This window comes from Peribacillus sp. B2I2, assembly GCF_041261685.1.
Lineage (GTDB): Bacteria > Bacillota > Bacilli > Bacillales > DSM-1321 > Peribacillus.
This window is the reverse complement of record NZ_JBGCCB010000001.1, coordinates 4183031-4205473: the sequence shown is the minus strand read 5'-3', so window position 1 is coordinate 4205473 and position 22443 is coordinate 4183031. Positions and strand designations below refer to the sequence as shown.

Sequence of the window (22443 nt, the reverse complement as noted above, 5' to 3'; positions counted from 1 at the left end):
GGAATCTACGTGCAAGCAGTAATCGAAAAAGAAGGTAAAGGAATCATCGCAAGATTCGATCGCCAGCTCCATCATTCGGTGGAAAAGGTATGGGGTGCTTTAACGGAGAATGATAAGGTGGAAAAGTGGATGTCCAACCTGGAAATGAAGGACCTTCGAAAAGACGGGACGATAAAATTCAATTTCAATAATGGGTCAGGGGAATCTTTTGATATGAAGATAAGGGATTTTCGGGAATCTGCCGTTTTAGATTTTGAATGGGGGGAAGGCTGGGTTCGTTTCGAGGTATCCCCTGAAAAGGATGGATGCTCATTAGTATTGAAAGAATCCATCACGCCGGTTAATGATCATACATCAAAAGATTTGGCAGGCTGGCATGTTTGCCTCGATATGTTAAGTGATTTACTGGATGGTCAATATCAGGACTTTCCAATGGATGAATGGGAAAAATGGCATAAGGAATATATCGTCGCCGTTAAACGTATTGGTGGATGAATGACATGCAGTTGGTTACATAAGACGGCCTTAAACCGAAGTGATGCTTCTGTGATGAAGGAAGTTTTTTATTGTTATTCCAGTTGGTGACATGTTAATATTATTTTAACTTTTAAGAAATGGGGTTTTCCTTGTGACATTTATCAGACTGCGTTTCCTATCTTTGAACCGTTAATTGAATACGTTCAAGGGCTCTGCATGTCCGCAGGGTAAATGGGAATGGTCTGTCTATTTTTAAGGAAACCTCATTTTACGATTTGTGAAAAAAGTTGGAACGATTCTATCCTCTTTTTTTGCTGTCCAGCTGAAGCATAAAACCTTTGTGGATCAAGGGCTTTCGCTATTCAAGCTGGTTTTTAAAAAATAGAAAAGGATATTAAGGGGAGAAACTCCACTTATCCAAGACAGGTTATTTTGGATTCGTGTCATTTCTCCAATTAATTGACCAAACCGAAGGCCAGTGAGGGATTATTGTTTTCCGTGATGATCAGTTCCTCTCAGGTTTCCGTTAGATAGGTTTTTATCCATTTACTCTAAACACAGGCAGATAGCCTGTGTTTTTTTTGGGGCATTATTAAAAATAGAATGGGGTGTTTGTAAGATGGAATCATTAAATGAACAAGTAAAGGAAAAGTGGAAAAAGAATATCATTCTCTTTCTAGGCAGTCAGACCATATCGCTCTTTGGATCGTCCTTGGTTCAGTATGCCATCATGTGGTATATCACATTGAATACACAGTCGGGTGTCATGATGACGATATCCATCGTTTGTGGTTTCGTGCCTACCTTTATACTATCGCCAATCGCGGGGGTATGGGCGGATCGCTACAATCGGAAGATGCTAATCATACTTTCGGATTCATTGATTGCCTTTTCAACCCTGATATTGGCCATCTTGTTTTTAATCGGATACGATGAGCTTTGGCTGCTTTTCGTCATGTCAGCCGTCCGCGCAATCGGAACTGGAATCCAAACTCCGGCTGTCGGGGCCATTCTTCCGCAGCTTGTGCCGGAGGATAAGCTTACTAAGGTGAACGGGACAAATGGAAGCATTCAAGCGCTCGTGATGCTCGTATCCCCCATGGTGAGCGGAGCGCTGCTTACGATGGCTTCAATCGAAACCATTTTCTTCATAGATGTGATCACTGCTGCAATTGCCATCTTCACATTACTGGCATTTTTGAAAATTCCAGCCCATGCGAAGGCATTAAAAAAGCAAACAACCAGCTATTTCACCGATTTGAAAGAAGGATTCAGTTATATCAGAAATCACGACTTTCTTAAGAAGTTCTTTGTTTTTTTCGCATTTTTCTTTGTGCTAGCCGCACCTGTTGCATTTCTTACACCGCTACAGGTCACACGCTCTTTCGGGAATGATGTTTGGCGGTTGACTGCGATAGAAATCACCTTTGCCATCGGTATGATGATAGGCGGGATTTTCATGGCTTCCTGGGGAGGCTTTAAAAATAAGATCCATACGATGACACTTGCGAGCCTTATAATCACGGGCCTGTACATTCGCGCTTGGAATCATCCCCGTTTTCTGGATTTACTTAATCATCATGGGAGTAGTCGGATTGGCGATGCCCATCTTTAATACGCCGTCCATGGTCTTATTACAGGAGAAAGTCGAGGAGGATCTTCTCGGGAGGGTTTTCGGTGTTTTAGGGATGATCTCGACTTCGATGATGCCGCTGGGCATGCTTGTATTCGGACCGGTATCCGATATCATTAAAATTGAATGGCTGCTTATAGGAACTGGTTTATTGTTGTTCATTCAAGGTTTTTTCTTACTGGGAAGCAAAGTGTTGATCGAAGCTGGAAAACCGATTACGAAAGATTCCTCCGAGTAAAGGGTACACAGAATGCCTAGTCAGGATGAAGGACAGCGGTATTAGAGGGTTAGCTGAAAAGGACTTGTCTTAATGGGATGTTGTGAATATAAAAGGTTATTAGATAGTTGGCAGTGCTCTTGTGGAAAGGTAATTAGCGGATCGAGGTGGAATCTGCATGAAAGTCAACATTAGACCGGTAAGGGGGAAAAGATGAATTTTTTGGGGAAATTATTTAATTGGATGGTAGTTATCGGAATGATTCTGCTAATAGGGCGACTGGTTACGGTGGTGTTTTTATTTCTGGACATCCCATTCACGACTTTTTTTAAGGACTACAGTCTCATTTCGATCATCATTTTAATAATAGGTGCAATTGGTCAGCAATTCACCAAGCCGGATAAAAAGTAAAAGGAGTTATCACCTTTCCTTCTCACGGAAATGATCAGCTTCGAGTTCAAAAGACCGGCATATTCTATTGTTGGTCCCAGAATGCAGTCAAACTCGATGAAATCGAGATTGACTGCATTTTTTCATTTGGAAAACGTTTCAATTGTTTTCAGAAATCCGCTCCCTTTCGCCGATTGTCTGCCAAGCCTCCTCGCCGCAAGCGGCTAGCCAGTTATTAGGCAGGAGTGTCGCAAATTTCTTCAATTTAAAAGAAAAACAAAGTTGATTGGAAAGGGTATGCGAGACTCCCGCGGAAAGTGAGTGCCCTACGTTCCAATCACGTTTAAAATGTACTTCATTTTCTCGGATCATTTTCACTGGCATGCATTTCATGTTTAATTACATTCATTCTGTTTTTCGCAGCTTACACAGTTAATAAATGATTTGGAGCATACGCTGGGGGAATTCCAGGTAAAGAACTAGGGGATAACATAAGCGCGGCAAAAGGGGAGGCCACTAAATTGGTTTCCCCTTTTTTGTTGTATGGCCATTTTATCATTCTGCAGGCACTTAACCCTGATTCGCTGAACGTTGCATTTCTCTTTAGTGGATAAAATCACTAGAAATACAAAAGTACAATTTAGAGGGACTGGTCAAGTATCCATGCTTTTTTTACGAAGGGGAATAATATATAGGAATCGGACATGTAGGGTCCAATGGCTCAAGACCCAAAAAGCGGACTGTTTTTGGGTTTGTCATGACAAGGAGAGTCATACCAATAACATATTAAAGCGGTGTATATGCCATAGATTCATAGAAATGTGGGGAAGGCCATTTAAGCTTTCCCCTTGTTTACTTTTGCTAGATGATGGGTGATACCAATGGATTCGGGTTCCTGATCAAAAATCCATCGCCTTCGTAATCAATTTCCGTTTGATTTGTAAAATGGGAGTCCGATGGATCTATCAACATTTTTATATCATGTAAAATCAGTATTTCCTCGTGATCCTTTTTAGAGATTGCCAAACTTAATGTGTAGTTCATCTGGTTACAGCAAGGTCTGTTTATGCCAAACCTCACATACGTTTCCCCTCCCAAACTATGTTGCATATCTTTAATAGCCTGCTGGGCTTTCTCTGTCATTTTTATCAAGATGTTCACTCCAATATGGTTAGGCTCTTCATAGGCACCCGTATATGTACAACTTTATCATGACCGAGAAAAAAACCGATAACATTCTTATCTTTAGATGTTTCCAATGTAACTTTACCCATATGATTGCACGATTAATAAATGAATAAATTGCGCTGTCCCATGATCTTCTTTGAATCTTCGATTTCCAAAAGTATATCCACTATGAACCTTTTTCTATCTCCATAACCTTACATTTAAAGGATAAATGCAAACAGTGGGTATTATGGTTTGTTTTTAGGTCGTTTGATAAACGATGGTCAATTAATAGGCTAAAGGTATCGGTTTATTCGCCGATAATACACTCGTGGTGAGCATTAAGGTATATTTCCATAGATTGATGATAGGGTAAAAGGTTTATATAGAACTGGTTCAGCTTCTTATAATGGAGTATTTATTGGAAAATCGTAAATTTTAAAATATTCGAGCGTATAAAGGAAGGGTTTAAATGTTTAAAGGGAAATTAAACGTTATAGTACTTACATTGGTATTCATGGTTATTTTCACTTTTTTACCTGGTTTCAAGGCCGAGGCGGCAGATCGTGTGCATACTGTGATTTCTGGCGAAACGGTAGAATCGATTGCCGACACTTATGATATATCGGCGGAGCAATTAATGAAATCGAATGGTTTACCGGATGATAAGTTATTTGTGGGCCAAAAGTTGACGATCATTCTAACGGATTATACTCCTTCCATCTATCAATGGTCGGAGAGAGGAAAACAAGTAGCGAACTATGCGAAATCCTTTATAGGGTTTAAAAAGACAGCTGGAGAAGAGAAGCCTGAAAAAGGGTTTGATTCGAGCGGATTGATTCATTGGGTGCTTTCCCAGCAAAATGTGCCGGTCGACCGTTTGACAGTAGATGGTTTTTATAAGCAAGGGATGGATACAGCCACTCCGAAAACTGGGGATATTATATTCTTTCTGGAAAAAGACAGCTTAAAAGTCGTGACTGCGGGTATTTATGTCGGCGAAAACCAATTTGTCAATTCTGGATATGGTGCAGAAACGGTTCAGGTGAGATCCACTACAGAAGATTACTTTGCAAAATACCAAGTGGCGTACAAAACATACACGCCTAAAGGGGAGCATATCGTCCAAGCGGGAGAAACGCTTAATAGTATATCGGAGCATTACAGCATTTCCATGAGTACGATCAAAAGCCGTAACGCGTTAAGAACTGATGAGTTGATGAAAGGGCAGTATCTTCAACTATACAGCAACCCGTTATATCCGTTTTATGTAAACCAGGAGGCTGCCTATGATAAAGCATATGATGTCATCAAGTATGCATATACTTTACGCGGATTCACTTATGTTTTCGGGGGAGAAGATCCGATGATCGGAATGGACTGCAGCGGATTCATTTATTGGGTCATGAAGGAGCAGGGCCTATCAGTAAAACGAGATTCCGCAGCGGATTACTTCTCATTGGTGCCCAAAATCGAAAATCCAAAGGCAGGGGATTTAGTATTTTTTAGGGATACAGGAACTAGGCTAGGTGTGACCCATGTAGGTATTTATCTAGGTGATGGCCGTTTTCTCAATACAACGGAAAACACCGGCGTTCATATCTCCAATCTTTCGTCAGGTTATTTTGCCGAGAAATTCGAAAGCTTCGGTCAAGTTGAAAGCCTCATCGACTAAAAAGATCATTCAATCTCTTTATATGCTAGAGTCGCTTTTTCAATGGCAGTAACGAACCGTTTAAAAAGATCACAGTGATTGACCCTGTTCTTACTAGTAAAGTCATCACCTTTGAAAAAGCTTTTTCTAAGCTTTGTGGAAAGTTCCAATTGCACGCCTGCACCCGTTTTGGATGTGTTGGTGATGTTGTTTCCTTTCATGCCTGAAAGGTGCTGCGGTGCATGATCAGTTTGAAATCCAGCTTTGTTGAGGTATTGCTGAATAAGGTTCTTATAGGGTTCGTTCCTTCCGCCAATGTAAACCAGCGCATTATGTACGTCGTAGTGGCCATGGATGGAAAGGGTGGTCTGTGCGTTCGCTGCCATTGAAACGCCGATCGGTTCATTGAACAAGCGGGATGTTATATGGAGGACCTGGTTGCCCCTTGGTTTAAGTCCTTCGAATAGATAGGTGCTTGCACAAAGTTTCTCTCCAAGTGCGGCTGCAATCTCGCTGGTTCCCGGTTCGATGTTCCCGCCATGTATGGCTAGAACTGCAATATCAGGATTCCTGTGATGAACGATGATGCGGTAATCGAGGTCTTCTTGTTCATTTTGCTGCAGTTCAAAAAAATCAGTATAGTTATTTTCAATCATGGTTATCCTCCATATCTCTAGTGTATTTAATCTTCCATACCGTTGACGGCAAAAATAAAAAAAGCGGGGATGCCCCAGCTTTTTTATTCTTCGACAGTCGTATATTGTTCTATTTTCTTTTGCTCGTCGGGTGTTAAAGTTTCTGTCCGTTTAAACGTATTCATGGTCACAAGCAGGGCTGCTACAAGAAGAACAGGTATAACCCAGCTTGTTATTTTTTTTACGATATTCATATTCAAAATCCCCTTATACATCGATAAAATTCATATGATATTTAGAAAAGGAGGGGCTGGATTGCACTTTTATTGCTGAGCTTTCCAGCTTCCATTTCTTCTTTTATCCCCAGCTCCGGATAATCGTCCATTTTTCTCGTTTTTAACGAGAACTTGAACCCCGCCATAATACATGGGGGAAATCTTCTGGATGACTTCATATCCTGAATCTTCCAAGTTGGATATCATTTCATCCGGAAGCCTGGATTCCGTATAAATCTTCTTTCCATCAAAGACGAACCGATTACGGTCGACGATATCCTGAAATGAGCCTTCATTCTCTGTATAAGAATAAAGGACCTGCATCAATATTTGCGGAATCCTATCACCGCCTGGTGAGCCGATCCCAATCGATTCCTGCCCTGGTTTCTTGAGAATGGTTGGTGCCGTGAACGTTCTAGACCGTTTATAGGCCTCTTGGGAATTCAAGTCGGACCCAAAATTTTTCAATTGATCGTTAAGGAAAAATCCATTCGTATAATCACCAGATCCGAAAAAGTTACTGAGCGTATTTGTTGTGGAAACGACAGTGCCATACTTGTCCATGATCACAAAGTGTGTCGTACTCTCATGTTCTTCGGAGCCATTCGATTCTTTATCTTCCCATTTTTCACTTTTGATCTTACTTTTAAGATTATCCAAGTGAATGGGGGAGAGCAATTTTTCCGCCTTAGAGTGACTTATTCCATCTCCAATGTGGTCGGACCGATCTTGATAAGCAGTATCTGTGATGCCTCCCAAGACTTTCATATAAGCTGATTTGCTTGAAGAATCACCTAGGTTCATTTCCTCGGCTAGTTTTAACATTTCAAGAACTGTGATTCCTGAAAAGGGTGGAGGGGCGGTAAAAACATCATAACCGGCAAATGTTCCTTGGACCGGCTTATGTTCTTTAACCTCATAGCGCTTTAAATCCATCAAGTCGATATCTGATTCTCTTTTAATATCTCGCGCAATTTCCCCTTTATAAAAACCATCAGGACCATCCTTTTGAATCTGCTTCAATGTTTCAGCAAGTCTTTCTTGGACGAGGGTTTTGCCTGGTTCAATGGCATCACCATCAGGATAAAAAGGTGAAGTCGCATCGGAAGATATCCTTGGCTGAGCTGCTTCTAAGCGTGATGATAACGATTCGTCGACTTCAAATCCGCCTTCAGCCAACTCTATCGCTGGCTGAAGAAGATCTGCCATTGGTACGCTCCCATACTTATCACTTATAACCTGCATGCCGGCCACTAAGCCTGGAATCCCTGTATCGTGTCTTGAACTCGTGTCTTCTGGAGAGGATTCACGATAATCGATAAAATTGGGATCGCCGGATTCCGGGGCAATCAGCATACCGCCACCGCCACCCACGCCAGATCCATAAGGTTCAACTACACCTAATACATAAGATACGGCAATGGCAGCATCCGCCGCCGTTCCGCCGTTTTCCAATATATCCATCCCGACATCTATTGCGATTGGGTTTGAAGAACTGACCCCATATGATTGAGCGTTTTTACTATCTATCGGTTCATTCGTGTCAGAAATAGGGGGTGTCTTCGAACATCCAGCAATATATATGAGCATGCTAAGGGATATAATCACTTTTCTCGTCATACGGTTAATCATCGGTTGATCCCCCTTTTCGTTGAGTTTCTAAGTTGTGTGTCTTTTTTCTTCACGTAGTAGTAACAAAGCGTTCTTTACTGAATGGGTTGTATGTCCTGTTGTTTAACTTGTGCTGCTTTTTTCTCTTGTACAGCTTTCTTTTCCATTGCTGCTTTCGCTGCTTTTTCTTCTTGCTCACGTTGTGCCTTATGGTCGATTATCTTCTTGTGATCCAAGGTAATCTCGATGCGATCCTCTTTTTTCGACCATTGGGCTTTTTCACTCGTTTCCTTCGTCAACTGACGGTAAACACGTGATTTGTCGATTGAAGAGGTAGCTGGTCTTGGTGTGGCTTCTTCAATTTGCAGTGGAACGACATCGATTGTAGCTTTACCGTCTTCCGCTAAATGGTATTGGACCATGGCTGAATCCTTTGTGCGTGTCCAGCCTTGATCGAATATGAAGTTTCCTAAGCTGTAGAAAATGATTCCATCTTTATACACATCAAACGATTGAAGCACGTGGGGGTGATGGCCGATGATGATGTCAGCCCCCGCATCGATGATAGCTTTAGCCAAGTCTTTTTGACGAGTTGTTGCAGATGTAGTATACTCTTGCCCCCAGTGCATATTCACGACAACCAAGTCTGCGTTGCCTTGCTTGGCATCCCGGGCTTTTCCGATCATTTCAAATAATAAATCAGGGTTGGAGTTCAATATGCCGGCTTGATTATGTTTTGGCACGGCATCCTTACCGTAAACATCTGTGAAGCCAAGTGTTGCGACACGAACGCCATTAACATCCGCATAGTCGATGCTAGCTTTAGCTTCCTCAGTGTTCGACCCAACACCGACATAGTGTATGCCCGCATTTTTGAATTCATCAATCGTGTCAAGGAGTCCCTGTTCTTCAAAGTCCTTCATATGGTTATTGGCCAAAGTCATCACAGAGAAGCCAGCATCTTTAACGGCTTCAACACCACTAGTATTGGAGTTTAAATGGATGGGCGTATCTGCTTCCTTGTAGCTGGCTGCCTCTTCTTTTAAAGCTGGGTGTTCATAATTCCCACTGACATAGTCTGAATCGGAAAAATAGGGCTTCATATAACGGAAAAGGTATTCATATCCGTACTTTTCCGTCACTTCTTCAACATTACGCCCCATCATTACATCACCGACCATGGTCATCGTCAATGGTTGCTCGGATTTTGAAGCGGTTGTTTTCACTTCCTCAGCCCGTCCCATCCAAGTGGTAATGACTAAAGCGATCAGTAATATAGGTAGTATGATTCCAGTGTATTTAAGATTCTTTTTCTTCGTACGTTTAATAAAGATAAGTGTTTTTTCTTTTGCATTTAAAGTCCGTTTCATTTTTTGCACCTCAGAATAGGTAGTACACGTTCATTAATCCGAAAGTCAAGCCGGATAATAAAAGCGTGCTGCCAAGTGTCAATGGCATTCCTTGTCTTTGAATGGTATTCGCTATCAAACCGGGAACGATTATACCGATTCCCCGAAACTCGAATATTTCAAATGGCATGACGGGGTAGACGAAGTCCAATAGGAGTTTCAAGCAAATCCCGGTCACCATCATGGCTGCGAATTTTCTTCTTCCATATAAAATCACCCATCTTGAAAGGCCGTGAGTGACGATAAAATAAGTTACGACACTAATGATCAGGATGGTCAGCATGATTTCCCATTGATCAAATACTAATGCCAAATAACCTGGCACAATAAGTCCTGCGGGTACGACACCCGTTTTTTCTGAAAATATAAGGCTAAGCGTTACTCCCAGCACTAGGGCTACATATAAATCCGATCCAAACATTAAGGTTCCTCCTACTTAACTCGCTTTTTGCTTTGTTTTAGATTTCATGAATGCTTCAATTAATGGTTCCGCTGCACCGTGAATATTCCCGACACCGTAGACGATTCGATTTTTCATCAATGGGCGGAGACGTGCCACGATTTCTTCAGTTGACCAGTTTTCTAAATCCCAATATTCTTTTGTATCCAATTTACCTTGCTCGAATGCTTTTGTGATCGGTGAAGTGGTTTCACCAATGGCAATGACGATTTCAGATTTTATGTAAGGCAATACATCTCTTGCAAACTGCTCTGTACGGTCCACACGGTCGGCACGGCAGTTCATGATGACGATAGGAGGTTCTGTGCTGTATCCGAACGTATTGACGCGTTCCCAGATGTTCAGCGTCGATGATGCGTCATTTGCAGCAAACCCATTGACAAAGAAAGTTGGCTGGATGGAATCCCCGAATTTGGTGATCCTCATGGCACCTGGATCGGGATGCGCATTTAACATGCCGCGAAAAGCTGTTTTCTCATCGATGCCCAAAGCTTCTGCAACGGCCAAAGCCAGTGACGCGTTATCCGGAAATACCATATAGTCGAATTCGCGTAAGAATTCTTCCGAAATTCTTGAATTATCAGCAACGATCACTTTAGAGTTGCGTTCTTTGGCAATTTGCTTGAAAAAGTCCAAATATTCACTTTCGATGGTTATTAAGTGACCGTTATAGGGTATGGTAGCAGTGAAAGCTTCTGCAACCTCATCCAAGGTCGGTCCCATGACATCCATATGGTCTTCCAATACATTCACTATGACCCCAATGTTTGCTTGGATCATTTTATTTTGAAAGATTAGTTGATAGTCAGGCTGAACGGCCATACATTCACAAACCAGTGCTTCCGTGCCTAAATCGGCAACTTCTTTAACTACACGCCTTTGTTCTCCAATGTTGGGTCCTTCTGGGCGGCGTTTAATCGGTTTTTCTTTGTCGGTAAACCAATAGATCATTCTTGCTGATGTTCCGGTTGTTTTACCTACAGTTTTGTACTTAGCTTCCTGGATCACCCCTGTAATTAGACGCGTTACAGTTGATTTCCCTCGAATTCCATTCACATTCACACGTACCGGGATGGAGTCGAGACGCTTCTGATGGCGTTTTTGTTCGAATATGCCATAGCCAAGCAAAAAGATCGCACAAATAAATATTGGTGCCATTTTTTAACCTCTCTTTTTTAAAATATTTGATTTACTGAATACACACTACATGATTTTAAACTTAATAGGCAATAGTCAATTATTCTATTGTAATATAGTTAATGTCAGCTTTTTCAAATAAATGTATATAGAAGTGTAATAGTATCTAAAGGGATAAAATGCTTTATGAGTACAAAGAAATGGCTAAAAAACACGTAAACCTTGGAATATTTACACTAAAATATGGAAAGTGTAATAAAAGCCCATTTTGAACAGCATCAAAATAGTTTCATGAGCATTTGAGCCCAATTCATTTTGGCTATATTTATATAATTAATTGTTTTTAAAAGTGAGGTTTATTACAGAATGATAATTGTTTATACCCATTTATTTGACCTAAATGTAACAATATTTATGCATCTGTCATTCAATGTAAGATATTGCACCTATCGACTCAATTAGTTGGACTCTTATGAATATGGACAAAGATGAGTAAAAGAACACATCTCTTTTTTTGTTATTTTTTGGTTTTTTCATTGGAAAATACCCATGGGCCTATAAAGTGATCTTTTCCTTAAACATGAAATAAACTAAAGTTCATCCAATTTTTTTAAAAAATACCTAGTTTCTTCTATTGATATAGTGTTAATAGAAGAATGAAAAATAAAAAAAGCTCAGATGTATATCTGAGCTTTCGGCTTATATATTTTAAATGAATCCGAATGGGTTATAATCCCGTTTGTGGGTTAGGAGCTACAACATTAGTGGCTGATTATGGAAGGGATCTGTTTAACTGGATTTCTTTCTGTCGGATATCTCAAGGTTGGAGCCTTTTTTACCGCCATCAATTACATAAAATCTAGGAGCTAATCTCCTTTTTCCTTGATTTTCAGGATTCATCTTCATATAATTTTCGTATTCTTTGCGAAAGAATTCTTCGGTTTCCCGTTCCATTGCTTTTCTTTCGTTAAAATCTGCGATGAATTTGAAAAAACGTTTCATATGAATTCCTCCTTATGGGGTTAAAAGGTCTTAGTTTAATAGTAACATATTGTTGGTGAAGTTTAACCTTTTTTCAATTTTGCAGAAAAAGTTATGATTTTGTGTGAATAAAGTTGTGAATAGTGTGGTTTGAATGAAAGTAAGCAATGGATAGGTACCCGTGCATTGTGTTGAAATGAACTGTCCGGATCAAGTGAATCCGTGTACCGGGATTTGCGGTAAGTAGGTATTGGAAATGATGATTATTTCAGTTAAATTATTCCTATAATAATATTTATTATACACTAAATATTCTGAAAACAAACGAAAATATTCATATTCACATCTAACCACTTTTGATTGATTTGTCTTTTGATGAATCATTAATGTGTATAGTGTTTTATTCCCCGAATATACGAAAACGAAACAATTCACATCATGGAGGGAAAATAAGCAATTTCCCGTATTCAAGTGACGGGAAATTGCTAGTATCATAATTTGAATTTCTTAACCTGTTCAGTCAGCAGTTCAGCTGACGATGCAAGTTCACTGGCATGGTCCCCTTTATCGATATTTTATTCACTCTTTTTTATCGGATGGATAATGGGATATTTAAGCAGAAGAGGAGATGACCAAGGTTTCCATTAGGTCTAATTTTCAATAAATATAAACATCTTGATTTCTTTTTGTTTTCAAGTTACTATTGACTTGGAAAAATATTATATTCCGCGTTAAGGCGGAAGAGGTTCTAGCTACCCTCTCAAAAAAACTAAGGAGAAACAGTGCTCTATTCTTAGGGTGCTGTTTTTTTCCGTAAAAAGGAGTTTTATAGAAATGAAGAAGAAAGAAAAGGCAGTGGTTGTGTTTAGCGGAGGGCAGGATAGTACGACGTGCCTGTTCTGGGCGATGGAGAGATATGAGGAAGTGGAAGCGGTAACGTTTGATTATAATCAGCGGCACAGCCTGGAAATCGAATGCGCTCAAAAGATTGCCAATGAATTGGGCGTGAACCATCATATTCTTGACATGTCGCTGCTGAACCAACTGGCACCGAATGCGTTGACAAGAAGTGATATTGCAGTGGAGGACGGAGAAGACGGGGAATTGCCGTCGACGTTCGTGCCAGGGAGGAATTTGCTGTTCCTTTCGTTTGCCGGAGTGTTGGCCAGTCAGATTGGCGCTAAACACATTGTCACCGGTGTCTGTGAAACGGATTTCAGCGGATATCCGGACTGCCGTGATGTATTCATTAAATCGTTGAACGTGACCTTGAACTTGTCGATGGACCAGTCATTCGTGATTGATACGCCGCTTATGTGGCTTAATAAAGAGGAAACATGGGAGCTTGCGGATCAGCTCGGAGCGTTCGACTTTGTTCGCGAAAAGACCCTGACATGCTATAACGGAATCATATCCGATGGCTGTGGAGATTGCCCGGCATGTAAGTTGCGGAAAAAAGGACTGGATGACTATGTAAGCAGACGGAAGGTGCTTTCATGATGTACGGTTTTACTATAGTGGATAAACTCCAAAAAATAGATGAAGATATTCAACGCAGCCAATTGAAATATACCACCAAGAGGGTTCTGGTCAGTAAGGAGTTCACCTTTGACGCGGCGCACCACCTACATGACTATGAAGGAAAATGCAAGAACTTGCATGGCCACACGTATAAGGTCATTTTCGGCTTGAGCGGGTATACGGATTCACGTGGTTTGATGATAGATTTCGGGGACATCAAGGATATATGGAAAAATGAAATTGAAGTCCACCTTGATCATCGTTATTTGAATGAAACCTTGCCACTCATGAATACAACGGCTGAAAATATGGTTGTCTGGATTTATGAAAAAATGGCCGAAGCCCTTTCATTAAAAGATTATGAGGGTGCTAGAGTCGAATTTGTCCGACTATACGAAACGCCGACAAGTTATGCTGAAGCCAGACGGGAGTGGATGGAAAGTGAGTAAACTCCCGGTTATGGAAATCTTCGGACCGACCATCCAAGGTGAGGGAATGGTCATTGGCCAAAAAACCATGTTCGTTAGGACGGCAGGGTGCGATTATTCCTGTGCCTGGTGTGATTCCGCATTTACTTGGGATGGCACCGGTAAGGAAGATACCGTCCAAATGACTGCCGAAGAAATATGGGATGAGCTGAAGCGAATTGGGGGTTCCGGCTTTTCCTTTGTGACGATATCAGGCGGAAACCCGGCACTGCTGAAAAACCTAAATGGCTTGGTAGAAATCTTACATGAAAATAAAATGAAAATAGGTGTGGAAACACAAGGGAGCCGATGGCAGGATTGGTTTCTAGATATTGATGAACTGACCATTTCACCTAAGCCGCCGAGCTCAAGAATGAACACGGACTTTACGGTACTTGACCGAATCATATCGAACCTTGCCAATCGAAACCCTGAAAACCATGTCTCATTGAAAGTAGTCGTCTTTAACGAAGAAGATTACCAGTATGCCAAAAATGTGCATGGCCGTTACCCGGATATTCCGTTTTATCTGCAGGTCGGCAATGATGACAGCACGACGGCTGATGATAATCAATTGATCAGCGGTCTTTTGAAGAAATACGAAGAGTTAATAGATAAAGTGATAGCCGATGATGATTTGAATGATGTGAAAGTGCTGCCCCAGCTGCATACCTATATATGGGGTAACAAGCGAGGCGTGTAAAGAAAAGAGAGCAGGAGGCAGTGTGATGTGTAATCACACTGCCTTTTACATGTGGAAAGCTTCCTATACCTTTTGAAGGTGTGTAGCTTTGAAGGATGATGTGTATTTAAGGCCATACCCAAATAAGCGGTCCATTCCAATATGTGCGGTCCAAATTAAACCAATCATCATACATGCATCCGACTTTAGAAAAACGGCTAGCAAAATCATGAAAATCGGCACGGTATAAGTGTGGAAAAAGTTATAAACTTTTGCTCCAACTCGTTCATCGATCGAATAGGCCAACATGGAAACATCAGGTGACAAAATTAATAAAAGGAAAATCCACCAGCTGAATTCAAATAACGAATAGACGTAAATCATCGCTAAAAGGACCATGAGTCCTTCGATATGAAGGAATTTCTTAACCATTTAAAAGCCTCCTGAAATTCAATTAACCATTGGTCAATGATATTCATGAAAAATTAAATAATGTTCTTGATGATATTTTTTACGTGAAAATCAGCTAAACCTTTTACATCCGGATAAGATAGATCAGAATTAATATAAAACGTTATGAATCCGTGAAGAGACAGGAAAATGGACCATATGGATGCAGGATTCAGTTTGTTGTCGGTAAGGTCTGTCAAGGACTGGATTAGCTTTTCGTAGGTCTTATTGGAATCGATTTGAAGTAAATGCTGAATTTCTTTTTCCTTGGATAAAAACATGATGGAATAATGATTCTGTTGGGTTAAACCGAACTCTATGAAGCACAATAAAATCTTCTCCATTTTTCGGGAAGGGTCATTTTCCGACATGATGATATCATCGATTAAAGTATTTAAAACGGAAAAATCCGTTTTAACCAAACTATAAAATATTTCTGCCTTATTTTTAAAGTGATAATAAATGGCTCCATGGCTGCAATCCAATGATTTAGCCAATTGTCTCATTGATACGTTCGAATACCCTTCGGTGGCAAAAAGATGTCTAGCTTCATTCAATACCATTTCCCTGGATAATTCTTTACCTGCCGATTTCCTTGGCGACATTATACACCCTCCTTATTTATTGACCACTGGTTAATTAGGATGATATCGTACTGATTTTTAAATGTCAAATATTAGACATTCTTCTGAATAAATGTTTTTTTAGTGGGGACTTTTCCATTGGAAGCGACCGAAAGGAACACTTGCTGTCTTACGGTTCAAGGGGAGGATAAAGTTGCAAAGGCAGCAGGGGGCGAAGATGCAGAATCCATTTCCCCTAACCAGAAATTTGAATGTCCTTGTAACTGAAAAAGGGAACCCGCTATATATGAGCTTGTCTTATTTTTTCAACCAGTTATATCCTTTTGTGGTATTATAAGGTTATGCAGATAGCTTGGAAGGGATGAATAAATGAAAAAGAAATTCGGTATTTTGTCTTCAATTATCATAGTCTTGACTGCTTTTTTTTTATTCACTAAACCTTATAAAAATAAAACAAAACCTGTAGAAGACATTTTTGAAGTGAATCAGACAGATCAGGTAATAAAAACAAATGAAATGATATTCATAGAGGGTATTGATGAGGTCAATCCAGGGAATATCGATTTGAATGATGAAGAGGAGTTAGAAAAATTGGCAAGGAAGCAATATGAGCAAAATGAAAAGGGGGAAATAATTTTCACAGAAGAAAATCAGTGAAATCACCTGCCTGTAATGAGTAAACTAATGGGGGAGGTGGCAGTTATTGATAGTTTCGGATAGTATCTATGGGAAACACATTGTAGAGGGAGTTCTCGAAGAGCTGATAGTAAGCAAACCGCTCCAAAGATTGAAGGGGATACATCAAGGAGGGGCAAGTTATTTAGTTAATGAGAAGTGGGACGCCACACGGTTTGACCATTCAATAGGTGTGATGCTTTTAATAAAATCGCTTGGTGGGTCATTGGAGGAACAAATCGCGGGCTTGCTGCATGACGTATCCCACACTGCATTCTCACATGTAATTGATTTCGTTCTGGATTGTAAGGATGAAGATTATCATGAAAAAATATATGAACATGTCATTATGGAATCCGAAATCCCCTCGATACTGAAGAGGTATGGATATGAATGTGAAGATATTTTTCAATCAAAATGGGAATTGCTTGAACAGCCAGCACCTGAGTTATGCGCCGATCGGGTAGATTATACTCTCCGGGATATGTATCAATACGGACATATCACACTGGAATCCGTTCATGACTTTCTACACCATGTAACCATAATTAATGGAAGGATGTATTTGGATAATATTGAATCGGCAGAATGGTTTGTAGAAACGTATTACAGCGAAGTTATTGATTTTTTCATGGACCCTATTAATATATATGGCTATGATATCTTGGCAAAGACCTTAAAATTGGCTTTGGCTAACAACCTGATCAGCCTTGATGACTTACTAGGTACAGATGAAGAAGTCATGTCCTTATTAAGCTCCACTGAAGACCATGAAGTGCAAAATCTGATAAAACGGATCCATGGTAACGTAAAGCTGAAAGAAGATCAATTGGACTACGATATTCATCTGAAAAATAAAGTGCGGCTCATTGATCCTTCCGTTATTCAAGGAACCCATTTAGTAAGAGCTTCCAATTTATCGGAAAAAGTCCAGGACATGGGGGTTAAAGCCCATAAAAGAGCTTCGAAGGGAATGTATCTAAAAGTGATATCCGATTAAATCTCGGTCAAACCATACGGAAAGTGAAAAACTCAAGGGTGACATCCATCCTTGAGTTTTTTTTCCGTTTAATACGGAAAAATCAAGAAAATTATATTGTCTAACCAAGACTTGTAAGCCTTCTTTTTTTGAACTTCGAAGAAAAAGCCTTTATTTAGTTGGGCACGCCCAACTGCCATTGATTCTTACCAGCACCCTTTAATAACTAAAAAACTATCGATGCTCTCAAATTATTAACGCCATTTTCTAAATAACCCTTTAAACAGGTTAATGTATATACCCAACCTTCTTTTTGCCCTATCATTTTGTTTATTATTTCTGGGTCATCTTCATTCAAACCGGATTCGTTTACTTCGATAATTGTACTCGTATTATCCAACTCTTTAAGTGTGATGGTAACAACCGTTTCTTGATCATTTCCTCCCCACGAAAACACAATTTTCCTATTTTTCTCGACTTCTAAAACATGGATTACCACTTCAGCATCGTATTCGTCATATCTCAATGTAGGCGTCCGGCCTTGTTCCCATCTTTCCGAACTCGATGAGAACCAAAAATTCCCGATTTTTTCAGGGTTCACTATGGCTTCAAACACCTCATTAATTGGCTTGACTATTTTAAATTTCGTAGTTATTTGAGTATCCATACTGAATCAACTCTCTTTCAATGTGTTTTTATCGTTCTCCACTAACAACTGATTTTCCCGATCTACATAGATTGGCGGCAAGGTCCGTCCGGTTTCAAGCAAGCTCTTCAGGTTACTTAGAATGGCAGGCCATCCATTATTTAAGCCTTTAAAGGTATTGTCATCGTATACGAAATCTGTCTCCAATAGCTCCTCATGCTTTAGCGTTAACTTCACGGTTGAACCATCCATTGGCTGTAGTTCAAAGGTGACCCGTGTAGGCTGGTCGCGAGGGGTTTCGTCTCCTGCCATGTTCCATGTAAACGAGAGCAGGTGCAACGGCTCACACTTATGTACAATACCATGATCAGTAACCCGCCCATCTTGCAGCAAATATTCAACGGTTGAGCCTTCTTGCCAATCAGACTGGACTTGGCATCCGAAATGATACTTTTTCGTAAATTCACCACTCGTCAGGGCTTCCCAAAGCTTCTCTGGCGTGGTTGCGATATAAATAGGATAGACAAACGTCGTTTTTTTCATTATTCTTTTTCCTCCTCGCGTTTATACTTTTGTCATTACTCTTAAGACCGTGGCCAAATGAGTTTCTTCTTTTACAAGGAAAGACCGTAACATAACTCTATCAATGATTGTCCGCTTTTCATATACAGCTGGTCAAGCAGTTTTCTGCGACAAGAATCGGCAAAAGTCCTAAAGTGATATCAAAGTGGGATGTTCGTATTAATTTCACTACGTACAAAGCTTTGGAAAAATGGATATTGACTTAACGATTCGGCAAATGAAAACCTTGGTTTCGCACCAATCCCAGCGACTAAATCGAAATCACGAAGCAACAGGGAAACTTCTTGATTTCCAATCGTTTTCAAGCTACGATAATTAAGGAAAATGATAATCCGCTCGAGCGGAAGAGGTTCTAGCTACCCTCTCAAAAAAACTAAGGGGAACGGTGCTCTTTCTTAGGGTGCTGTTTTTTCTGTATAAGGAGAATGTAAGAAATGTTAAGAATTCTATTGTATTTAGTATCCATCGTCACGGCGAATGTGGTTACGGCAGCTTTTGAGCCATTGCACTTTGGTATGTTCATCATTCCTATGGGTACATTGCTCATCGGGGGAACCTTCATCTTTCGAGATCTGGTCCAAAATAAATTCGGCCGCGCGAAAACCTATATGTGCATCATTACCGCACTGATTTTATCTGCGTGTGTATCATTTTTATTAGGAGATACATTATTGATTGTATTTGCTTCCGCATTATCTTTCGTGGTGGCAGAAACAGCGGATACTGAAATTTATACCCGGTTAAAGCTCCCGATGAGTTGGAGGGTGTTTTACAGCGGGATCGTTGGAGGATTTTTCGATTCAGTGATATTTGTCGTGATTGGCCTAAGTCCACTGGGTGCCAATATATTGCCATGGGAAGCTGTACCCGCCGCGGTTATCGGCCAAATCATCGTTAAAACAGTCATTCAGTCAATCGGTGCCACATTGTTGGGCCGAATCAACGTAAGGCTGGAGAAGCGAGTAGTCTCCGGTTGAATGCTAGGAGGGATGCACTCGATGGATGGAACCAAAAAGGAAGAAGACAAATGCTATTGCCTCGAGGCCTTTCGTGAAAAATATGGCCCGCATGTTCAAGGGGATTGTATGAAGCTCTCCTGCGCCAATTATCGGAAGCATAAAGGAATAGACAAAAAAGGACCTAATTAGGTCCTTTTTTTGCGTCATCGGAGTAACTTACGACTAAACGTGCGAAATTCGCGAGTAAACAGCGCGAAATCATGGGTGCAGTACGAACTCACGAGTAAATAGCATGAATTCACGAGTAAATAGCATGAATTCACGAGTAAATGCTCCAAACTCACGAGTAAACGTGCGAAATTCGCGAGTAAACAGCACAAACCCAAGAGTGCAGCACGAATTCACGAGTTAAACAGCGCGAAATCATGGGTGCAGTACGAACTCACGAGTAAATGCTCCAAACTCACGAGTAAAACAGCAAAATTCACGAGTAAACGTGCGAAATTCGCGAGTAAACAGCACAAACCCAAGAGTGCAGCACGAACTCACGAGTAAACCAGCGCGAAATCATGAGTGCAGCACGAATTCACGAGTAAACCAGCGCGAAATCATGAGTGCAGCACGAATTCACGAGTAAATAGCATGAATTCACGAGTAAATGCTCCAAACTCACGAGTAAACCAGCAAAACTCACGAGTAAACGTGTAAAATTCACGAGTAAATAGCATGAATTCACGAGTAAATGCTCCACTCACGAGTAAAACAGCAAAATTCACGAGTAAACAGCACAAACCCAAGAGTGCAGTACGAACTCACGAGTAAAACAGCGCGAAATCATGGGTGCAGCACGAACTCACGAGTAAATAGCACGAATTCACGAGTAAATGCTCCAAACTCACGAGTAAACCAGCAAAATTCACGAGTAAACGTGCGAAATTCGCGAGTAAACAGCACAAACCCAAGAGTGCAGCACGAATTCACGAGTTAAACAGCGCGAAATCATGGGTGCAGCACCAACCCACGAGTAAATAGCACGAATTCACGAGTAAATGCTCCAAACTCACGAGTAAAACAGCAAAATTCACGAGTAAACGTGCGAAATTCGCGAGTAAACAGCTCGAAATCATGAGTGCAGCACGAACTCACGAGTAAACCAGCGCGAAATCATGAGTGCAGTACGAACTCACGAGTAAATAGCATGAATTCACGAGTAAATGCTCCAAACTCACGAGTAAACCAGCAAAACTCACGAGTAAACGTGCGAATCTCACGAGTAAACAGCGCGAAATCATGTGTGCAGCACGAATCTCGCAAGTAAACAGCAAAAAAGCTTCTTCCACATTTCCAATAATGGGTGCGGGAAGCTTTTTATCTTGTTTTTGGTCAGAATTGCTCTGCGCTTTTCCGAACTAACTTTTCCAGGGTGAAAAAGCATTTCCGTTTCCGTTCAAGTTCGGTTTGTCCAGTTTCCGTGACATGATAATATTTCCTGCGACTTGATTCGGACTCTTTCCAATGGCCTTCTATGAATTCCTTTTTTTCCAACCGTTTAAGGGCGGGGTAGAGGGTGCCTTCACTGATTTCGTATTTGCCCATGCTCATTTCTCTCAAGATCTTTGTGATTTCATAGCCATATAGCTTTTTTTGTGAAAGAAGTGAAAGCAAAAGGAGGTCAATGCTTCCCTTCATTAGTTCTTTATCCAAATAAAATCGCCTCCTTTTCATTTTAAAAGTGTAATACTTTGTGCATCGTAACACAAGGTGCATTTTACTTTTCTTAAAAAAAATGGTTAAATGACGATTGCTAAATAGAATCAATCATAGTAAAATGTGCTTCGGAACGGATGAGTTGTAAAGCGTGTGGTAAGGATATTATATACATGATTTAATTGTTTTAATGAAAATACGGAATAGGATAGAAGAAATCCCACTCAAGGGGTATTAATTGATTTTTTTTTGAAAATCATTTAGATTCTATTTATCAACAAGAGCAGAAAGAAGGTCCTAGAAAGATGAAAGTGAAAGCACCTGAATCATTCACATACAGAGGTGGAAATAGAGCTGTTCTTTTACTTCACGGGTTTACCGGAAGTACAGGAGATATGAAGAAATTAGGGAAATACCTGCATGATCGCGACTATACTTGTCACGGGCCTCTTTATAGAGGGCACGGAGTATCAGCCGAGGAACTTGCTAAAACAGGTCCAAAGGAATGGTGGGAAGATGTAGTCAATGGCTATAAATTCCTTAAAGAGGAAGGTTACGAGGAAATTGCTGTTATGGGAATTTCTTTAGGAGGATTGTTCTCATTGAAAGTGGGAATTGAACTTCCTGTAAAAGGCGTAGTTTCAATGTGTGCCCCGACACAAGGAAAAAGTAGCGATCGACAAAAAAACCGCTTGCTCAATTATGCACAGGCCTATAAGAAGTTTGAAGGCAAAGATGCTGACCAAATTGCTGCAGAAGTGAAGCTGTTGGAAGAAGACCCGATGACTTCACTGAAAGATGTGGTGAATGTAATAAATGAGACGGGTGAAAATTTAGATCTGATTACATCACCAACTCTTGTTTTACAAGGGCGCTTGGATGATCCTGACTATACGAATAGTGCTACAGCGATTTTCAATGAAGTCGATACGCAGCATAAACACTTGATATGGTATGAAAACTCTGGTCATATAATCACATTAGGTAAAGAACGTGAGCAGGTTTATGAGGATGTGTACAAGTTCTTAAATACTCTGAATTGGTCGGAGTAATATTTTCTTGAAGGTATGAATGTGATATTATCCCCTTTTAAGTTTGAAAGTGTAAAAGCCGACATTTTATATGTAGGTGTTACACTTCCATCT

32 protein-coding genes, 1 pseudogene and 2 riboswitches are annotated in these 22443 nt (G+C 40.5%); of the genes and pseudogenes, 12 read left to right on the top strand and 21 right to left on the bottom strand.

Annotated features, from left to right (window positions below; genetic code table 11):
* The first annotated feature begins 9 nt into the window (after positions 1–9).
* The 3 genes and pseudogenes from ABIE66_RS20820 (at position 10) to ABIE66_RS20810 (ending at position 2738) form a co-directional block, all read left to right on the top strand.
* Positions 10–495: an SRPBCC family protein gene (locus ABIE66_RS20820; RefSeq protein WP_370016133.1), complete on the top strand. Its 486-nt coding sequence runs from the start codon at positions 10–12 to the stop codon at positions 493–495.
* A 601-nt stretch (positions 496–1096) separates the two neighbouring features.
* Positions 1097–2348 (top strand): annotated as a pseudogene (locus ABIE66_RS20815) (MFS transporter).
* Positions 2349–2540: 192 nt separating this feature from the next.
* Entirely contained in the window at positions 2541–2738 is a 198-nt protein-coding gene (locus ABIE66_RS20810) for a hypothetical protein (RefSeq protein ID WP_289326131.1), read from the top strand.
* 138 nt (positions 2739–2876) lie between these two features.
* Here the strand turns inward: ABIE66_RS20810 and ABIE66_RS20805 are convergent, their stop codons facing one another.
* A complete protein-coding gene (locus ABIE66_RS20805; RefSeq protein ID WP_370016132.1) occupies positions 2877–3095 on the bottom strand; it encodes a hypothetical protein in 219 nt (72 codons plus the stop codon).
* A gap of 483 nt (positions 3096–3578) precedes the next feature.
* The gene (locus ABIE66_RS20800; protein WP_370017089.1) at positions 3579–3860 is read right to left on the bottom strand and encodes a HesB/IscA family protein; all 282 of its coding nucleotides are present in this window, start codon (positions 3858–3860) and stop codon (positions 3579–3581) included.
* Positions 3861–4356: 496 nt separating this feature from the next.
* On the opposite strand from ABIE66_RS20800, the gene ABIE66_RS20795 reads away from it, so the two are divergent.
* Positions 4357–5559 (top strand): C40 family peptidase, encoded by a 1203-nt coding sequence (locus tag ABIE66_RS20795; protein WP_370016131.1) that lies wholly within the window; start codon positions 4357–4359, stop codon positions 5557–5559.
* Positions 5560–5564: 5 nt separating this feature from the next.
* On the opposite strand, the gene ABIE66_RS20790 is transcribed toward ABIE66_RS20795, so the two are convergent.
* From ABIE66_RS20790 to ABIE66_RS20760, 7 genes are all read right to left on the bottom strand, one after another.
* Positions 5565–6194, bottom strand: a complete 630-nt coding sequence (locus ABIE66_RS20790; protein WP_370016130.1) for a poly-gamma-glutamate hydrolase family protein — start codon at positions 6192–6194, stop codon at positions 5565–5567.
* Between the two features lie 83 nt (positions 6195–6277).
* Positions 6278–6427 (bottom strand): CapE family protein, encoded by a 150-nt coding sequence (locus tag ABIE66_RS20785; RefSeq protein WP_176474433.1) that lies wholly within the window; start codon positions 6425–6427, stop codon positions 6278–6280.
* Between the two features lie 69 nt (positions 6428–6496).
* The gene (locus tag ABIE66_RS20780; RefSeq protein ID WP_370016129.1) at positions 6497–8080 is read right to left on the bottom strand and encodes a gamma-glutamyltransferase family protein; all 1584 of its coding nucleotides are present in this window, start codon (positions 8078–8080) and stop codon (positions 6497–6499) included.
* A 74-nt stretch (positions 8081–8154) separates the two neighbouring features.
* Positions 8155–9429 (bottom strand): CapA family protein, encoded by a 1275-nt coding sequence (locus ABIE66_RS20775; protein WP_370016128.1) that lies wholly within the window; start codon positions 9427–9429, stop codon positions 8155–8157.
* A gap of 10 nt (positions 9430–9439) precedes the next feature.
* Positions 9440–9889 carry a poly-gamma-glutamate biosynthesis protein PgsC gene (gene pgsC, locus ABIE66_RS20770; protein WP_370016127.1) on the bottom strand — a complete coding sequence of 150 codons (450 nt, stop codon included), beginning with the start codon at positions 9887–9889 and terminating at the stop codon, positions 9440–9442.
* Positions 9890–9904: 15 nt separating this feature from the next.
* Positions 9905–11086 carry a poly-gamma-glutamate synthase PgsB gene (pgsB, locus tag ABIE66_RS20765; protein ID WP_289315245.1) on the bottom strand — a complete coding sequence of 394 codons (1182 nt, stop codon included), beginning with the start codon at positions 11084–11086 and terminating at the stop codon, positions 9905–9907.
* Between the two features lie 768 nt (positions 11087–11854).
* Positions 11855–12067 (bottom strand): hypothetical protein, encoded by a 213-nt coding sequence (locus ABIE66_RS20760; RefSeq protein ID WP_289326124.1) that lies wholly within the window; start codon positions 12065–12067, stop codon positions 11855–11857.
* A 715-nt stretch (positions 12068–12782) separates the two neighbouring features.
* Positions 12783–12825: riboswitch (PreQ1 riboswitch) on the top strand.
* Positions 12826–12880: 55 nt separating this feature from the next.
* On the opposite strand from ABIE66_RS20760, the gene queC reads away from it, so the two are divergent.
* From queC to queE, 3 genes are read left to right on the top strand one after another with little or no spacing between them, the layout of a single operon-like run.
* On the top strand, positions 12881–13546 hold the full coding sequence (gene queC / locus ABIE66_RS20755; RefSeq protein ID WP_289315248.1) for a 7-cyano-7-deazaguanine synthase QueC: 666 nt from the start codon (positions 12881–12883) through the stop codon (positions 13544–13546).
* Complete coding sequence (gene queD / locus ABIE66_RS20750) at positions 13546–14016, top strand: 6-carboxytetrahydropterin synthase QueD (protein WP_289326120.1); 471 nt, start codon at positions 13546–13548, stop codon at positions 14014–14016. Before queC ends, queD begins: the two co-directional genes overlap by 1 nt.
* Positions 14009–14737 (top strand): 7-carboxy-7-deazaguanine synthase QueE, encoded by a 729-nt coding sequence (gene queE, locus ABIE66_RS20745; RefSeq protein ID WP_370016126.1) that lies wholly within the window; start codon positions 14009–14011, stop codon positions 14735–14737. The genes queD and queE overlap by 8 nt, the downstream gene beginning before the upstream one ends.
* Positions 14738–14800: 63 nt before the next feature.
* On the opposite strand, the gene ABIE66_RS20740 is transcribed toward queE, so the two are convergent.
* Both ABIE66_RS20740 and ABIE66_RS20735 read right to left on the bottom strand, forming a co-directional pair.
* Entirely contained in the window at positions 14801–15148 is a 348-nt protein-coding gene (locus ABIE66_RS20740; RefSeq protein WP_370016125.1) for a DUF4260 domain-containing protein, read from the bottom strand.
* A gap of 53 nt (positions 15149–15201) precedes the next feature.
* Positions 15202–15771 (bottom strand): TetR/AcrR family transcriptional regulator, encoded by a 570-nt coding sequence (locus ABIE66_RS20735; protein WP_289326118.1) that lies wholly within the window; start codon positions 15769–15771, stop codon positions 15202–15204.
* Between the two features lie 348 nt (positions 15772–16119).
* On the opposite strand from ABIE66_RS20735, the gene ABIE66_RS20730 reads away from it, so the two are divergent.
* Positions 16120–16407 carry a hypothetical protein gene (locus ABIE66_RS20730; protein ID WP_370016124.1) on the top strand — a complete coding sequence of 96 codons (288 nt, stop codon included), beginning with the start codon at positions 16120–16122 and terminating at the stop codon, positions 16405–16407.
* 46 nt (positions 16408–16453) lie between these two features.
* Positions 16454–17425, top strand: coding sequence for an HD domain-containing protein (locus ABIE66_RS20725; protein ID WP_370016123.1), 972 nt, complete (start codon positions 16454–16456; stop codon positions 17423–17425).
* A gap of 205 nt (positions 17426–17630) precedes the next feature.
* Here the strand turns inward: ABIE66_RS20725 and ABIE66_RS20720 are convergent, their stop codons facing one another.
* The 3 genes from ABIE66_RS20720 to ABIE66_RS20710 form a co-directional block, all read right to left on the bottom strand.
* Positions 17631–18071 (bottom strand): SRPBCC family protein, encoded by a 441-nt coding sequence (locus tag ABIE66_RS20720; RefSeq protein WP_370016122.1) that lies wholly within the window; start codon positions 18069–18071, stop codon positions 17631–17633.
* Positions 18072–18077: 6 nt separating this feature from the next.
* On the bottom strand, positions 18078–18593 hold the full coding sequence (locus tag ABIE66_RS20715) for an SRPBCC family protein (protein ID WP_370016121.1): 516 nt from the start codon (positions 18591–18593) through the stop codon (positions 18078–18080).
* 179 nt (positions 18594–18772) lie between these two features.
* On the bottom strand, positions 18773–18937 hold the full coding sequence (locus ABIE66_RS20710; RefSeq protein ID WP_370016120.1) for a hypothetical protein: 165 nt from the start codon (positions 18935–18937) through the stop codon (positions 18773–18775).
* Positions 18938–18972: 35 nt separating this feature from the next.
* A riboswitch (PreQ1 riboswitch) is annotated at positions 18973–19015 on the top strand.
* A 51-nt stretch (positions 19016–19066) separates the two neighbouring features.
* On the opposite strand from ABIE66_RS20710, the gene ABIE66_RS20705 reads away from it, so the two are divergent.
* Together ABIE66_RS20705 and ABIE66_RS20700 are read left to right on the top strand one after the other, a co-directional pair.
* Positions 19067–19609 carry a VUT family protein gene (locus ABIE66_RS20705; RefSeq protein WP_370016119.1) on the top strand — a complete coding sequence of 181 codons (543 nt, stop codon included), beginning with the start codon at positions 19067–19069 and terminating at the stop codon, positions 19607–19609.
* A gap of 21 nt (positions 19610–19630) precedes the next feature.
* Positions 19631–19780, top strand: coding sequence for a hypothetical protein (locus ABIE66_RS20700; RefSeq protein WP_289326111.1), 150 nt, complete (start codon positions 19631–19633; stop codon positions 19778–19780).
* Between the two features lie 14 nt (positions 19781–19794).
* Here ABIE66_RS20700 and ABIE66_RS20695 read toward each other — a convergent pair whose 3' ends face one another.
* The 7 genes from ABIE66_RS20695 to ABIE66_RS20665 form a co-directional block, all read right to left on the bottom strand.
* On the bottom strand, positions 19795–19977 hold the full coding sequence (locus ABIE66_RS20695; protein WP_370016118.1) for a hypothetical protein: 183 nt from the start codon (positions 19975–19977) through the stop codon (positions 19795–19797).
* Positions 19978–19992: 15 nt separating this feature from the next.
* Positions 19993–20121, bottom strand: coding sequence for a hypothetical protein (locus tag ABIE66_RS20690; protein WP_370016117.1), 129 nt, complete (start codon positions 20119–20121; stop codon positions 19993–19995).
* Between the two features lie 56 nt (positions 20122–20177).
* Positions 20178–20327, bottom strand: coding sequence for a hypothetical protein (locus ABIE66_RS20685; RefSeq protein WP_370016116.1), 150 nt, complete (start codon positions 20325–20327; stop codon positions 20178–20180).
* Between the two features lie 76 nt (positions 20328–20403).
* On the bottom strand, positions 20404–20553 hold the full coding sequence (locus tag ABIE66_RS20680; RefSeq protein ID WP_370016115.1) for a hypothetical protein: 150 nt from the start codon (positions 20551–20553) through the stop codon (positions 20404–20406).
* A gap of 15 nt (positions 20554–20568) precedes the next feature.
* Positions 20569–20718 (bottom strand): hypothetical protein, encoded by a 150-nt coding sequence (locus tag ABIE66_RS20675; RefSeq protein ID WP_370016114.1) that lies wholly within the window; start codon positions 20716–20718, stop codon positions 20569–20571.
* 15 nt (positions 20719–20733) lie between these two features.
* A complete protein-coding gene (locus tag ABIE66_RS20670; protein WP_370016113.1) occupies positions 20734–20931 on the bottom strand; it encodes a hypothetical protein in 198 nt (65 codons plus the stop codon).
* Positions 20932–20974: 43 nt separating this feature from the next.
* Complete coding sequence (locus tag ABIE66_RS20665; protein WP_289315262.1) at positions 20975–21295, bottom strand: PadR family transcriptional regulator; 321 nt, start codon at positions 21293–21295, stop codon at positions 20975–20977.
* Positions 21296–21603: 308 nt separating this feature from the next.
* On the opposite strand from ABIE66_RS20665, the gene ABIE66_RS20660 reads away from it, so the two are divergent.
* Positions 21604–22350, top strand: a complete 747-nt coding sequence (locus ABIE66_RS20660) for an alpha/beta hydrolase (protein ID WP_289326105.1) — start codon at positions 21604–21606, stop codon at positions 22348–22350.
* Positions 22351–22443 lie beyond the last annotated feature (93 nt).